Annotated in this window: 16 protein-coding genes; 2 read left to right on the top strand and 14 right to left on the bottom strand. The window is 31.0% G+C overall.

What is annotated here, in order from left to right; genetic code table 11:
- Positions 1-95: 95 nt before the first annotated feature.
- The 8 genes from KQI86_RS09545 to KQI86_RS09510 form a co-directional block, all read right to left on the bottom strand.
- Positions 96-1,475 (bottom strand): DUF3360 family protein, encoded by a 1,380-nt coding sequence (locus KQI86_RS09545; protein ID WP_216439044.1) that lies wholly within the window; start codon positions 1,473-1,475, stop codon positions 96-98.
- Positions 1,476-1,652: 177 nt separating this feature from the next.
- Positions 1,653-2,018 (bottom strand): Na-translocating system protein MpsC family protein, encoded by a 366-nt coding sequence (locus tag KQI86_RS09540; protein ID WP_216439043.1) that lies wholly within the window; start codon positions 2,016-2,018, stop codon positions 1,653-1,655.
- An 88-nt stretch (positions 2,019-2,106) separates the two neighbouring features.
- Complete coding sequence (locus KQI86_RS09535; RefSeq protein ID WP_216439042.1) at positions 2,107-3,303, bottom strand: anti sigma factor C-terminal domain-containing protein; 1,197 nt, start codon at positions 3,301-3,303, stop codon at positions 2,107-2,109.
- Positions 3,293-3,787: an RNA polymerase sigma factor gene (locus KQI86_RS09530; protein ID WP_216439041.1), complete on the bottom strand. Its 495-nt coding sequence runs from the start codon at positions 3,785-3,787 to the stop codon at positions 3,293-3,295. Before KQI86_RS09530 ends, KQI86_RS09535 begins: the two co-directional genes overlap by 11 nt.
- A 187-nt stretch (positions 3,788-3,974) precedes the next feature.
- Positions 3,975-4,598, bottom strand: a complete 624-nt coding sequence (locus KQI86_RS09525) for a hypothetical protein (protein ID WP_216439040.1) — start codon at positions 4,596-4,598, stop codon at positions 3,975-3,977.
- A 177-nt stretch (positions 4,599-4,775) separates the two neighbouring features.
- Positions 4,776-5,603 carry a phosphoenolpyruvate hydrolase family protein gene (locus tag KQI86_RS09520; RefSeq protein WP_216439039.1) on the bottom strand — a complete coding sequence of 276 codons (828 nt, stop codon included), beginning with the start codon at positions 5,601-5,603 and terminating at the stop codon, positions 4,776-4,778.
- Positions 5,604-5,619: 16 nt separating this feature from the next.
- Positions 5,620-6,831 carry a Tm-1-like ATP-binding domain-containing protein gene (locus tag KQI86_RS09515; protein ID WP_216439038.1) on the bottom strand — a complete coding sequence of 404 codons (1,212 nt, stop codon included), beginning with the start codon at positions 6,829-6,831 and terminating at the stop codon, positions 5,620-5,622.
- Between the two features lie 72 nt (positions 6,832-6,903).
- On the bottom strand, positions 6,904-8,136 hold the full coding sequence (locus KQI86_RS09510; protein WP_216439037.1) for a phosphoenolpyruvate hydrolase family protein: 1,233 nt from the start codon (positions 8,134-8,136) through the stop codon (positions 6,904-6,906).
- A gap of 253 nt (positions 8,137-8,389) precedes the next feature.
- Here KQI86_RS09510 and KQI86_RS09505 point away from each other — a divergent pair, with 253 nt between their 5' ends.
- The gene (locus tag KQI86_RS09505) at positions 8,390-8,608 is read left to right on the top strand and encodes a hypothetical protein (RefSeq protein ID WP_216439036.1); all 219 of its coding nucleotides are present in this window, start codon (positions 8,390-8,392) and stop codon (positions 8,606-8,608) included.
- 84 nt (positions 8,609-8,692) lie between these two features.
- Here KQI86_RS09505 and KQI86_RS09500 read toward each other — a convergent pair whose 3' ends face one another.
- Both KQI86_RS09500 and KQI86_RS09495 read right to left on the bottom strand, forming a co-directional pair.
- Positions 8,693-9,049, bottom strand: coding sequence for an arsenate reductase family protein (locus tag KQI86_RS09500; RefSeq protein WP_216439035.1), 357 nt, complete (start codon positions 9,047-9,049; stop codon positions 8,693-8,695).
- A 78-nt stretch (positions 9,050-9,127) separates the two neighbouring features.
- Positions 9,128-9,955: an alpha/beta hydrolase gene (locus tag KQI86_RS09495; RefSeq protein ID WP_216439034.1), complete on the bottom strand. Its 828-nt coding sequence runs from the start codon at positions 9,953-9,955 to the stop codon at positions 9,128-9,130.
- Between the two features lie 266 nt (positions 9,956-10,221).
- Here KQI86_RS09495 and KQI86_RS09490 point away from each other — a divergent pair, with 266 nt between their 5' ends.
- Complete coding sequence (locus tag KQI86_RS09490; RefSeq protein WP_216439033.1) at positions 10,222-11,625, top strand: M28 family peptidase; 1,404 nt, start codon at positions 10,222-10,224, stop codon at positions 11,623-11,625.
- A gap of 48 nt (positions 11,626-11,673) precedes the next feature.
- On the opposite strand, the gene KQI86_RS09485 is transcribed toward KQI86_RS09490, so the two are convergent.
- From KQI86_RS09485 to KQI86_RS09470, 4 genes are all read right to left on the bottom strand, one after another.
- A complete protein-coding gene (locus KQI86_RS09485; protein WP_216439032.1) occupies positions 11,674-12,210 on the bottom strand; it encodes an HD domain-containing protein in 537 nt (178 codons plus the stop codon).
- Positions 12,211-12,495: 285 nt separating this feature from the next.
- Positions 12,496-13,194 carry a L,D-transpeptidase family protein gene (locus KQI86_RS09480; protein WP_216439031.1) on the bottom strand — a complete coding sequence of 233 codons (699 nt, stop codon included), beginning with the start codon at positions 13,192-13,194 and terminating at the stop codon, positions 12,496-12,498.
- Between the two features lie 220 nt (positions 13,195-13,414).
- Entirely contained in the window at positions 13,415-14,185 is a 771-nt protein-coding gene (locus KQI86_RS09475) for an ABC transporter ATP-binding protein (protein WP_216439030.1), read from the bottom strand.
- Positions 14,185-15,279 (bottom strand): FecCD family ABC transporter permease, encoded by a 1,095-nt coding sequence (locus tag KQI86_RS09470; protein ID WP_216439029.1) that lies wholly within the window; start codon positions 15,277-15,279, stop codon positions 14,185-14,187. The genes KQI86_RS09475 and KQI86_RS09470 overlap by 1 nt, the downstream gene beginning before the upstream one ends.
- Between the last annotated feature and the right edge of the window lie 96 nt (positions 15,280-15,375).

Below are 15,375 nucleotides of genomic sequence, written 5' to 3'. Positions count from 1 at the left end.
ATTTTATAAAACTTTATAATTTCTTTATAAATGATTAAAGAGCATCCATTTTTACGAATGCTCTTATAATATATAATCTTCTATGTAGTAATTTTTTATATGCTAATTGAAATCAGATAAGTTAGTGTTGCAACAATAGCTACAATTACTGTTATTTTAAGATCTCCAGATGATAACTCTGTTTTCATGTTATCCTCTTTAATTATATTGAAATTTTCAATTACTATAGCTGTTACCCATCCTATAACAGGATTTATCGCCAGTCCCGTTAAAAGACTTATAGCTGCTATTTGTTTTTGTGCCGATGTCTTTAATGTATTTAATCCTATTTCTACTAATGGAATATATACTCCAAACAATAGAACAAGCCCTATGAGAGGGGGAAATATTGCTATATCTATTGGAAAACCTAATAATGCAAAAACTATGCCAGAAATTCCAAGAAGAAAGGCACTTCCTCCAATTGGCCTTTTCACTATACTAAGAGGTATCATAAAACTACGCCACACTGCAGCGGTTTGAGCACCACCTAAAAAACACCCTATTATATTTCTTATAGAGGCAAAGGCAAAGGTAGAATTCATGTGAAATATAGATTTTTTTGCTTTTGGCCCATAATTGCTTTCCTGAAGAGTCTTAATTGCTATGCCATCTGTAGGCCACATAACCACAGCTAGTAATGCAAATGGAAGTGCCTTTACAAAATTAATAACTGTAAACCCAAAGCCCAAACCCCATATATCAACCCACCATACCTTTGGGTTAAGTATAGGAAAAGCAGGCACAGCTTTTACTTCTGGATAAATTCCATAAAACGCAGGAATCAATAGACCAATAGCTGCTGCTACGGGAATCATAAGCCACTTCAAATTCATTTTATTTAATACTAGGTAAGCAATAACTCCTAGCATAATTAATATAATGAGTATTGAATTATTCTTTGTAGATGTCCATTGGCTTAGACTATCAACGGAACTCATTATGCCCATAATGCCAAAGAGCAATATAATTCCTCCTCTAGCTGCAACCCCATTTAGCTCCATTATTTTATCAAAAAACTTAAACCTTGCTATGATGAGTCCTAAAACTCCGATTGAAATTCCTAATACAAGTGGATGTACACCTAGAGAAGCCATAAGGGGGATTAGTGGAATTAGTGGTGCTAGCGTCCCAGGAGGTGCTGCATATGGATTTAATATGGCGGAAAATATTATTGTAATAATACTTCCAACTATTAACTCCATCCTTACATTTTCCGTAACAAAGGCTTCATTAGAAATGTTATAGGCCTTTGCCCAAGCTATAGCAAAAGCAGCTACTAGTGCAATTTTACCTATAGTTCCAGATAGAGCTGGAATAATATCTTCTAATCTTACAGTATAATCTTTTGTTGGAATGTTAAATCCATTCTTTTTAGGATTATAATTTATTAATTCCTCTGTCAATATATCATTTCTATTTTTTATCTTGCTCAAATATTTTCCTCCTTCATTTCCCATCTTGCCAATATAGGGCTTGTAATTTAGGTATTAATTTATAGATATATAGTTTGACACATAACAAAAAAGCCAATACTTACTAGCAACAAGCTAATAAATATTGGCCTCCTTCACAACTGGTTTTATAAACCCTTCATTTAGTCTTCCAAATTATTACTTATTATTAAGCCTAGATTCCAGATCCTCATCTACCGTAAAGATGATTATCTTTTCTCCAGTTTTTGTACTAACATCAGAATGAGCACTTACCACATTCACATTAGCAATTTCTTTTACAAGGTTATCAAAATATCCTCTTTCATTTTCAAATAAAGCCGTTCTTACTTCTTTTATAAGCTTCACCCCTTGGGTGTTTTCTGCAAGCTTCTTTTCTGATTGACTCAAAAATCCCTTAAGTCTTACTACTATCATATCTTCATATATTTTTGTTTTTATTTCCTTTGGACCTCGTCCCATAAATTCAATTTCAAACTTGCTTACAGCCTCACTTATTTTCGATTCTAATTGTCCTTTTGTCATATCAAAGCCTCCTTGTCTTACGCATGGAAGTTTTTAAAGTCATTTTATAATAGCATATATAAATAAGCTTGGCAATAAGGAAGATTCTTTAATTAATATATCTTTTAGAAGCCAAAACTTGATTCAGCTCCAATAACTTTATAGATTCATTTTTTACTAACTCAATTAAATCCTTAGCATTAGCATAAACAAGCACCCCAAATGTTTTTACCCCATTATCTTTTGTATAATTTAAGGCTGATTTATAATACTCTAACTTCCTAGGATTGCGATCAAGTACATTTGTAGCTTCCTCTCTATCAATCATATATTGCAGTAGGCTTTTATAATGGAGCTCATAAGCTTTTGCTTCAAGAGACATTTCGCCGCTTTCGTATCCCGTTGGATTAACTAGCCATTCTAAAATATGAAAAGCAGGATACTTTTCTTCAACAATTTCTTCTCTTGCCATATATATCTTATTGCTATTAATAAGGTTAATACCAATTAAATCTTTAGACATCTCACTATTAGGATCTGTTCTAATACCTGCCCAAATAAAATCAATGTTAGGATACTTTTCTTCCAGTTCACGCAATTCATCCATGGTCAAATCCTCTTCAAAGATGAGATTAGCTGAAACGTAGGAAACAGGATTTAATTGTATAATATGATTCATTACTCGTTGTTTGTCCTCATTAACTTGATTTGGATTTCCAATAGGATATTTGACACCCATAAAATTAAATCCAATATCTTGAATAATTTCTGTATAGTTCTTAATCTTTTCACCACGTTTTATTTTAGTAGTAATATAATTTTTCTCATGAGTGAAAAGATTTGTGAGGAAATAACCAATATCATATTCACCGAAACCTTCTCTGTCAACGTATACATCGCTTGTTAGGGAATATCCCGGCATATTTAATTCCGTTAGTGCATATATATCAAAATTAATATCACTGTTAACTTCACCCACAGTAACCTTTGCTGGGTCATAAAAAAAGCTATCTACTAGCGGAGATATTATAAAAAATATCCCTATTAACAAAGTCATCATTATGAATACGGAGGTAAATACCACTTTTCTTAAGCGACTGTTTACACTTTTTTTGATTTTTATAATCTCCTCATTATGCTGTTCACTTTCCTTTGATGTAGTAAAGTTAATTAAATCCATATCCACGATTTCCGATAGATGTTCTTCTATTGCTTCATATTTTTCTATATCTTCTTCTATCATTTGCCTTTCTTCCTCGGATACTAACCCCTTTTTATACCTCTCCAATAATTCTCTATATTTCATTTTTACCCTCCAATTCAGTTTTTAATTTTTTCCTAGCTCTGAAAAGCAATGTCTTAGCAGCCCCCTTTGTCAATCCTGTTGTTTCACTTATTTCTTTAAGGGTAAAGTCGCAATAATAATAAAGTATTAGAATTTCTTTATAGGCCGGACGAAGACTAATAATCAGGTTGTAGAGATGCCTTTTTTCTTCGCTGTTGATTACCTTATCTAAAGGTGTTTCTTCTATGGTTAGTATATCTTCTAATTCATCTGTATTACTGAACTCTTTATCTTTTCTGACATAATCCAAGAATAGATTTTTACAAACTCTAAAAAGCCAATACTTAATGTATTGTACATTATCATCAAGATATAAAATGGCTTTAAAGAAAGTTTCACTAGTCAAATCCTGTGCCAGGTGATGCTCTCTACATAATGAGAATGCATAAAGATAAAGTTCCCTATGGTATTTAATGTATAACTTTTCCAGATGGTTGTTTCTCAAAGAGACACCCCCTTCACTTAATAAACGATATACCAAGATTTAGGTTACACTATTATTATTTTAATTATCAAGAATATAAAATGCAAAAATTCCCTCGAACTTACGTCCAAGGGAATAAAAAACACACATTCTATTAGAAGATAAAATCTCTAAAAGTTCATCTTCGCTGAAAGTTTTAACTTTGTCTTTAAGATTCATTTTGTTCTAATATTTTCATAACATCTTTTACATAATTTTTATCGTAATTTTTGTCTATAAATTTTTGTAGATTCTTTAATTCTATATTTTTCTTTACTCCACTCTTAACAAGCTTCCTATCTAAGTCATATAGGGCTTCTTCTATATCTTCTTTGCTGTCTATGCTTGCATCTAAAACCTCTACCTTTGTACCATCTTTTAACTTTAACTGATAATATAAATTTACATCTCTTCTTTTACTAAAAATACCTGTATTTATCTCTTCTGTATCTGAATATGAATAGAATTTCCCTTTAAAATTTAAAACATTGTGAATTATTATATTTTCCTCTGTTATAACTCTATAAGTTGTGTAGCTGTAAAACAATCCCAACAAGCATAGTATAGAAACTAATATTTTTGTTCCTTTTGAAAGTATTTTTCTATTAACAAAGATAAATATAGCTATAGCCATAATTCCAATGACCACAAACATACTGCTACTTGGAATTATATAAAAAATATATTCCTTATATCCTGATAGAAACTTATTTGTATAAGAAAAACTAATGATAGTTCCTAAGCTTAAAATAATTGCTACTATTAGTCTAAAAGCATATCTAATTAATTTCATTTAAGTCATCCCTCCAATGATAGTATACATTATTTAAAAATTCATGAAAATAATGTTTCTTCATTTTTATGCTTTATTTAAGATATATGCAATAAATTTACAGCTATATTTAATAATATTATAGAAAAAAAATACTATAGGTTTATTTCCTATAGTAATTTTTAATTAAACTAATATTTATTTCTTAATATTTTTAAATGCTTCAGTTTGATTTTTTATACCAACCTCAGTGGCAAATCTTTCTATACTTGATGCCCCGAAGAAACCTTCAACACCATGAGTTTTTGATATTATATATTGAGCATCCTCTGGTTCTGCTATTGGTCCACCATGACATAAAACTATAATATCTGGATTTACTGACTTACCAGCGTCACATATCTCCTGTACTTTTGCAACACAATCATCTAATGTAAGTGCTGTTTTAGCACCAATAGTTCCTTTTGTTGTTAATCCCATATGAGCTACTAATATATCTGCTCCAGCCTTTGCCATTTCAATAGCTTGTTCTTTATCGAATACATATGGTGAAGTTACTAGATCTAATTCATGAGCTTTTCTAATCATTTCTACTTCTAGACCATATCCCATTCCTGTTTCTTCAAGGTTTTGTCTAAAAACTCCATCAATAAGTCCAACGGTTGGGAAGTTCTGTACTCCTGCAAATCCCTGTTCTTTAAGTTGTTTTAGAAATGCTTCCATTACTCTAAATGGATCTGTGCCACAAACCCCTGCTAATACAGGAGTATCTTTAACAACAGGCAGCACTTCATTTCCCATTTCAACTACGATTTGGTTAGCATCACCATAGGATAATAATCCAGCAAGAGATCCTCTTCCTGCCATTCTATATTTTCCAGAGTTGTATATTATAATTAAATCAACTCCACCAGCTTCAGCGCTTTTAGCAGAAATACCTGCCCCAGCACCTGCTCCTAAAATTACTTTTCCTGATTTAATTTCAGCTTTTAATTTATTTAAAACTTCGCTACGTGATTTTGACATTTTAAATTCCTCCTAACTATTTTTCATTTAATAACTGAACTAATTTTTGTGCTGCAGTGGTAGAAAATTCTTCATCATTAATATTTGCATCTACCTCTACAATTTCCACTAATGGATTAGTTATATTTTCTTTTAATGTTTTAAATAACATGGCATCTTCTTCAACTCCATAGAACTGTTGTCCTTCTGAATCTAAAAGGGAAACCCCTTTTAAAGGAAGTAATAGAGCTGTTTTTCTTTGAGCCATATTCAACTTCTCAGCAATGATTAAACCCAATTGTCTATTTTCTTCCACTGTAGTTCTCATTAATGTAACCGTTGGATTGTGTTTATAAAAATTACGCCCTACGTATTTACTTGGAACAGATGATATGGGTCCAAAGTTAACCATGTCTAATGCTCCAACTGAAACAACTTGAGGTATTTTATTAAGTACAGCTGCTTCAAGTCTATCTTCTCCCGCTGCCATATTTCCCCCAAACAATTGATCACACCATTCCGTTGTTGTAATATCTAAAACTCCTTCTATATAACCGTCTCTTATTAAGCTTTCCATAGCTTTCCCCCCGGTTCCTGTGGCATGGAATATTAAAACTTCATATCCTAGCTTTTCTAAGTATTCTCTAGATTGATTTATGCAAGGAGTTGTAACACCAAACATAGTTGCAGCAATTAAAGGTTTTTTATTTAAATCAATTTTATTTTCAAACTTTACCATACCAGCTATAGCAAAGGCAGCATTAGTAAATATTTTTGTTGAAATAGAATTTAATCCTGCTACGTCAACAATTGATGGATACATAAGTATGTCGCTAGTTCCTACATACATTGATACATCTCCAGCTGCAACAGTGGATACCATAATCTTTGGTACACCTACTGGAAGTGCTCTCATTCCAGGAGTAACGATTGAAGTACCACCGCTTCCCCCAAAGGAAAGAATTCCATCAAATTTTCCTTCTGAATAAAGCTTTGGTAATAGCTTTTCCATTCCTCTTGACAAAGTATCCGTAGCTAATGCTCTATCTCTTTTTGCTACAATTTCTTTAATGTCACCACCTACAGCTTTTACCACTTCATCATTAGATACATCTGGTGTAAACTTAGGTTCAAAAACCCCTGTGTGAATCATAAAAGTTTTTAATCCTAAGCCTTCAATTATGTCTTTAACATAGCTAAATTCTTCACCTTTAGAATCAAAAGTTCCTGCGATTGCAATTGTCTTCATAGTTAACCTCCTTAATAAATTAAATTCTTTACTCTAATTCAATGATACAACTAACAAATTAAAATATACATGTTACTTTGTAATATGTTCATGTTGTTTTGTAATATCTGTAAACGTTTTATTCTTTTCTCTATATTCTTTAGGAGATAAACCTGTTTGCTTTTTAAAGGATTTACTAAAATGAGCATAATCACTATATCCTACAATATGGGCAATTTCGCTTATTTGAATATTTTCTTTTTCTAAAATTTCCTTTGCTCTATTTAGCCTAAACTGAGATAAGTATTCTGGGAAAGTACAACCTACTTCATTTTTAAAAAGTGTACTTAAATATGGTCTCGATACATGTAACACCGATGCTAAATCGTTTAAAAGTATTTTATGCATATAGTTATTTGAAATATATTCTTTAACAAAATCAACATAGCTATAATGCTTTTTTATGCCTTCAATCATTTTTATTAACAGCTCATCTTTTTCATGAATTCCGGCAAACTTAAAAGATTTTGTAGTATTTGTTATGGTTGACTCAGAAGGAGTTCTTTCAAAAACTGATCCTCCGATGTACCCTATTGCTTGAGTATTTTTGTACATATAGTCAATATCTATTGGTGTTTTAACAGGTCCTCCATAAATCATTTTAAATACATCTGGTCTAATATCATCACAGACCTTAAATATTTTCGATATGACATTCTTTGCCGATTCTAAAGATATCATTTTCTTAGCCCCTATTTCTCCTCCACCTGTTAATCCTAGATGCACACATATAATATCAGCCCCTGCCTGTAGCATTTCTACAGCTTGTTTTTCATCAAAAATAAAAGCTATGGTAAATAAATTCTTTTCATGGGCAATTCTAATAGCTTCAACCTCTTTATCAAAACTAATTCCTTCATTTTCTAGGGCCTCACGAAACTTTCCTTCCAGCATTCCTACCGTTGGAAAGTTATTAATTCCAGAAAAACCATTGCTTTTTATTAAATCAATATATTCTTCCAAGTTTATTGTGGGGTCAGTTGCATTAATGCCAAAAATAACTGGTACATTTTTTATTATTGGTATAATTTCACGAGAACCAAATTCCATAACCAGTTCATTTGAATTTGAAAAAGGCATCCAGCCGGCAAGAGAACCTATTCCCATTTGTCTAAATTTTCCCGAACTTAAAGCTAATATAATATCTGCTCCACCTTTTTCTGCATACTTGGCAGATAACCCAGACCCAACAGCAACTCCAATTATATGTTTATTAATTAGTATTTGATTTTTCAAATTATTTATTATGTATTCTTTTTTAAACATAGAACTAACCCCTTTGTTTATTGTGTGTTATTTTTTATATTATAACCATTATAAGTGATATCTTCTAATAAATTTTTATTACAATTTGAATAATCCTGCTCTTTTAATTATAAATTATGTTTTATATTTTAATTCAATTTATAATCCATAATAAAATAAACTCTTTCTCTAAAGCTTTTCCTATGTTAAAATTTTTTTGTGAGAATATAGTTAGGTAAATAAAACTAGATACTGTAGAAAGGTGGTGCTATATTTGGACTTAAATATTGATTTTGAAAAGATAGTTAATGATGCATCTCTAGAAGCTACTAAAGACGCTTTAGATGCATCTTCAATAATATTTTCTTTACCAGAAGATATTGCAGATGATGTAGAAACATATAAACTATTAATAGCTTATACAAATTCCTTAGTGCAAAAATCTCTTGAAGAATATCATAAAACCATTATGAAAGAACTTAAGGGTGAATAATTTGTAATAATTTCTCATATGGTAGTTAATAAAATAAATTAGGGCATTAAATTTCTTTAATGCCCTAATAAGTTTCTATTTTATTTATTTAAGTTTTTCCGCCCACTGTTCTTCTTTGAATCCTACTAAAACAAAATCTTCTCCTACAACTATTGGTCTTTTTACAATCATTCCATTAGAAGATAATATGTCTAAAAGTTCCTCTTCACTAGAAGTTTTAACTTTGTCTTTAAGATTCATTTCCTTATATAGTCTTCCGCTAGTGTTAAAAAACTTATTTATAGGCAATCCACTTTTATGTAACCAAGCCTTTAGTTCTTCTTTTGTAGGATTGTTTTCAACTATGTGCCTATTTTCAAAATCTATATTATTTTCTTCAAGCCATTTTCTAGCTTTAATGCAAGTAGTACATTTTGGGTACTGTACAAATAGTATTTTCATAGCAAACACCTCCATTAAATATCTTTCTATTTTATAATACCAGATATTCACACTGAAAGCATTTATATTATTATATTACTATATCCTTTCTTCTATCCACTCCTGTATATCCTCTATAACCTCTTCTTTTTCTTCTTTTTCATTTAATATTTCATGATAACATTCTTCGTATATCTTTAAAGTCTTGTCTTTAGAACTGGAATAATTAAAAAACCATTTTGAACAGTCCAGTGGTACTATCTTATCATCTTCACCATGCATAATAAGACAGGGATAAGTGTAACCTTTCACACCTTCCTTCACCCATGCTGCTCCATTTATGAAGGCTTCTCCTAATAGTTTTATATTAGTTTCCTTTAATACCAATGGATCTTCATCATAAGCTTTAACTACTTCTTCATCCCTACATATAAGGTGGCTTAAGCCATTAGGTGACTTTTCTCTTGGATATTTTTCAAAATGATTATCCTTTTTTAAATCCTCAAATATAGGCAACTCCAAAAGAGCTGCACCTGATAGCATTTGACCATTTAATTTATTTTCATATTTAATTCCATAAGCAGCAGTTATAAGCCCTCCCATGCTATGTCCAAGCATGAAGATAGGGCATTTCTTATTTTCCTCTTTTGCTAAATCTACAATTACATTTGCATCTTCCAAAAAATCCGAAAATTTTTCTAAATATCCTCTTTCTCCTCCTGACCTTCCATGTCCTCTATTATCAAATCTATACACCGTATACTGAAAACTGTTTAATTTATTAGTAAGGTAGTCATATCTTCCTAGGTGTTCGCATAATCCATGAACTATTAAAACTATGGCCCTTGGATTCTCCACCATATCTTTTGCGTAAAATATTTCCGTACCATCAAAAGATCTTATTTTATTTTCTATATGATTATTCATTTATATCACCTCTACTTTACTAGTTCTATAAACATACATAATTTCCTTTTAATGTATATAATAAATTCCTTATTATATTTCCTATCTACTTCAGATCTACACTGGCCTTTCCGCTAATATCATCAATAGATTACCTGGAAAATAAACTTTTTAACTCTTAAAATGTTGCATCTTACATATATATGTATTTTTAATGTTGTCATAAATTTATCAATATCATAATAAGATTGATAACGTATCAAAAAAATATTTATTGGAGGTTTTTTATGAACAAAACAAAAAAATTCAAAGGACTTAGGATGTTTGCTACCACATTAGCAGTTGTGTTTATGTCATCATCCTATGCTTTTGCTGCCCCAAATGAAAATTCAGCAAAAGCTTTTGACCAAAAAGTTATATCTACAATCAGCGCTGACAGGGCTCTAGAACACATTAGGTATTTAAGTGAAGAAATTGGCCCAAGAGTTGCTGGTACAGATGAGGAAATAATGGCTAGAGAATATATTAAAAACGAATTTACTAAATACGGATACCAACCTGAAATACAAGAATTTGATATAAGCAACGTAGTAACAAAATTAGCAATAGATTCTTTAGGCAACAAAGAAATGAAAGCTAATGCTGCAACAGGCTCAGGACATACTACTGAAAATGGACTGACTACTACTGTTGTAGACTGTGCACTTGGAGCAACTTCCTCTGATTTTCCTGAAAGTGTTATGGGAAATATAGCTTTAATTCAAAGAGGAGGAGCATCTTTTAGTGAGAAGGCTATGAATGCTGCTGCTGCTGGAGCGGCTGGAGTTATCATCTATAATAATGTAGATGAAGCATTAAACGCTACACTAGGCGATTATGTTAGCCCTATTCCTGTTTTGACAATTTCAAAAGCAGATGGTGAATTACTTCTTAATGAAATGAAGGATAAAGAAGTAATAGCTACTATAAACGCTAGAGTTACCACAAAATCTTGGAATGTTACTGCTAAAATAGAGCCTAAAAACAAAAACAAAGCTACTGATGGAATCGTATATGTAACTTCTCACCTTGATAGCGTACCTTATGCTCCTGGAGCTAATGATAACGCTTCTGGTACAGGTATGTTACTTGAGTTTGCTAGAGTATTAAAATCATTCCCAATTGACAAAGAAGTTAGATTTGTAGTTTGCGGTGCAGAAGAAATTGGTTTAATAGGCTCAAAATATTATGTTAGTACATTGTCACAAGATGAAATTGCAAGAAGCGTAGCTAACTTTAATATGGACATGATTGCAACTAGTTATGAACCTTGTACTACTCTATATGCTAGTACAGTTGATGGAAAATCTAACCTAGTAACAGATTACGCAATTGAAGCTGCTGCAAGATTAAACAACAATGTAGTACGTGTAAACTATAGTAAATCCTCAGACCACGCTCCTTTTGGTGATGCAGGAATCCCAGCAGCTGGTTTTATATGGGGAGATGATCAAGCAAAATTAGAGCCTTGGTACCATACACCTCAAGATACAATTGCTCAGAATATTAGTGTAGAAAGATTACAACAAGCTGGTGAAATTGTTGGTGCAGCTCTATATAGTGCAATAAGAGTACAAACTCCAAACCTTGTAAATAAACCTACTAATTTTAATGTTATGAACCAAGTTTATGACCTTGGAATAGCTCAGTAAATAAACTTGCTCCCTATGTAAATATTTTTTACATGGGGAGCATATTAATTAATGCCCAAAAACTTTATAAACTAACTCTTTAAATTCACTATACTCCTGATATTTACTCAATTTATTAAGACCATTAACTAATCCAATATAATACCACTTATGCTGAAGTTTATCTTTCTCATTAAATTTTTCCCACACCTTATCTCCTATAGATAAATAATCTTTATAGGTGGATCTTATATTTGAAAGCTTATCCCCAAGAAAAACTATTAATATGTCCTCATCTTCAACTTTACTCAAATACTCTATAGTATGTCTCTTTCTTTCCTTCCAGGATTTTGACTTGTCCTCACTTTGTGCTAAAACTAAATCTGCTATTTTTTCATTGAACATCATTTTTATAGTTTCATAATTCACCTTGGCGTCCTCTATAGTATCATGAAGTATAGCCGCACAAATAAGCTCTTCATCATATTTCATAGAAGATACGATAGTTCCAGCTTCAAGAAGATGAAGAATATAAGGAATATCGCTTCCCTTTCTTTTTTGTTTTTCATGAGCCAAAGTTGCAAAAATTATGGCTTTATTTATCATTTAATCCCCCCTTCTTCATTTTATAATATTCCCCTACTGCACTCTATTTTCCTTTTACTAATATATTAATTTTATTTTCCTGATGATTCAACTAAATAATCTTATAAATTACTTTTATCCTTTATATACTATAAAAATCCATATAACTTATATTATAAGCATATTTATAAAATCATTATTTGTGAAGTGAAAGATATAAAAAAATAAAAATTTTAAGCATATGTATTAAACCTAATCATCGACTTTTACATATGCTTTATGGTTTCAATTTATTTTTACTTATTTTTACTCAAAGGGTTCCATTCCTAGAGTCTTATACATATCCTCATCAATATAGTGAGTAAATTGCAATTTACTATCCTTTTTAAATTTTAATACTTGATCTTTCATACCTTCTCCATAGATTCCATCTAGAGTTCCTGTATAGTATCCTCTGTCCTGCAATGTTCTTTGAACCTCTAATACATCTGCTCCCTTATCTCCAGGTTTTAATTTTCTAAAAATATTCCAATACATATTATAAGGACCACCATAGATTACAACTAAAGTACCCCTATCTACAAGTCTATAAACTTCTTCTACATCATTATTAAACATTCTTATACATCCCTGAGAATCTGGATTGTTGATAGTTAATGGTTTGTTAGTTCCATGTATTCCATAGGTTCCCCAAGGAACATTTAATTCCATCCACCTTGTTCCAAATCCAGCTCCCCAATTGGCAGACTTTGATATTATCTTCCATGTTCCATAAGGAGAAGGTGTTTCAGGCTTTCCTCCTGCTATTGGATACATTTTTACAGGTTCATTATTTTCTTTATCTATTAAATACATTCTAAAGTTACTTATATCCACTAAAATATTGTATCCAGCTTTGCTTTTCTTAATTTGCTTATCCTTAGGATTATGAGCTTTAACTTCCTTACTTGAAAATAATAGCATTAGAAAAAGTAACATCACTATAAAACGCCTATGTAGTTTCAAATTAATGTACACCTCCGCTCCGCTTAGAATAAACTACGCATTTATTAAAATCAAGACCTCTGCACATATTAATAAAGGACTTATACATCTATTAAATAAAGAACTTTACACCTATTAATGAGGAACTATAAACTCATTGCGCAAAAAATATAAACCTAATTTCAATAATTATACTCTTAGGTTTATACTTTACTTTAATTTTTATTCACCATAATAAGCATTATTTATTTGGCTTTAATAAAAACACATGCTTATTATCCTCAAAGTTATTTACAATGGTATCTACACCATAAACCGCTTTAATATTTTCTTTAGTAATGGCTTTTGATGAAGATCCATATACAAAAACAGAGGAATGCTTAAGCATTAGAAATTCATCCGAAAACATAGTGGCAAGATTTAAATCATGTATAGACATAATGCCGATTAACTTTTTTTCTTTAATAATTTCTTTTATTAAGCTTAATGTTTCAAGTTGATTTTTCATATCTAAACTACTGGTAGGCTCATCCAACAATAAAACTTGAGGTTCTTGTGCTATAGCTCGTGCAATAAGAACCCTTTGTCTTTCTCCACCACTTAACTGATTTATAGATTTAAAAGCTAGCTTATTTAAATTTAATCTTTCTAAAATATTAAAAACAATTTCTTTATCCTTTGTACTTACTTTAAATTTTATAAAAGGCAATCTTCCCATCAAAACTGTGTCGATAACACTTATAGGAAACATACTATGTGTACTTTGTGGTACATAACTTAAATGATGGGATAATTCTTTAGGGGATAATTCATCAATATTTCTCTCATCTATGGTTACAATTCCTTCTTGTGGAACATTTATTTTATTTATGCATTTTAATAAAGTGGTTTTTCCCGTACCATTAGGTCCAAGTAAACTTAATAACTCTCCTTTTTTTGCTTCAAAATTGATATTGTTTAAAATTAATTTTTCTTTATATCCAAAGCTTAATCCACTTACCTTTAAACTCATTAAAAATACTCCTTTCTCCTAGTTAAAATTAAATTGATAAATAGTGGAACTCCTAAGAAGGAAATAACTATGCCCACTGGAATAATTACAGGAGAAAGAATTGTTCTACCTATTGTATCAGAAATTAAAAGTAATATGGCACCAAATATAGCTGAATAAGGAATTAAAAATCTATGATCACTGCCCACTGCTAATCTTGCAATATGAGGTCCTACTAGTCCTATAAAACCAATTACTCCTGTAAAACTAATAATAGCAGAGGTTACAAACACAGTAATAATTCCTGTAATAGCTCTAACTTTACTTGGTTTTATTCCAAATCCTTTAGCAACCTCATCCCCACTAGATGACATAGCATTAAATATCCAGGAATAATAATAAAGTATTGGAAAAGAAACTGCTAATACTACACTTACCAGTGCAACTTGCGTCCAAGTAGCTCCATTTACACTTCCAAATGTCCATTGTACAACGGCAGCTAACTGATGCTCCTTTGAAAAAAATTGCATGGTGGCAGAAAGGGCACTGAATAAATAATTTATAGAAATTCCTGTTAATATAAGGGACTCTGGAGTCATACCCACCTTATTAGAAATCCCATAAACTAAAAGAGCACAGAGCAATGAAAATATAAATGCATTTAGGACAACTCCTCCCATGGTTCCTGCATAAAATCCGATTCCTAAAACTATGGATAATGATGCTCCAAATACAGCAGCAGAAGATATTCCAATGGTAAATGGACTTACTAACGGATTTTGAGTAATAGCTTGCATTATTACACCGGATACTGAAAGTCCAGCTCCTGCTAACACAGCTAGAATAACTCTCGGCATACGTAAAAGAATAATAATTTTTTTCTGTAAACTGTTCTGATCATTAAATTTTAAGTTTCTAAATATAGTAGATAAAATTACATCTTTTACCTCTCCTATGCTAATATCTGCTGAACCTATGGTAACTGAAAACAATATACAAAAAACTAAAACTAATAAACTTACAAAAATAAAGAAACATTTTATATAAATTTTTTTATCATACTCATTTTTTATATTTTCCATACTATAATCTTGATTCATTTTTGAATTATTCATTCCATCCTCCATTGAGAGCAGTCATTCTATTCTAAAAATTGGTGAGAAGGAAATTAAATTCTATTTTCCTTCTCACATAATTAAAATATTTATAAA

The sequence above is a fragment of the Clostridium mobile genome, assembly GCF_018918285.1.
GTDB classification, from domain to species: domain Bacteria; phylum Bacillota; class Clostridia; order Clostridiales; family Clostridiaceae; genus Clostridium_AW; species Clostridium_AW mobile.
Note: the sequence above shows the minus strand (reverse complement) of the source record. Positions and strands in the feature narration are given on the sequence as shown.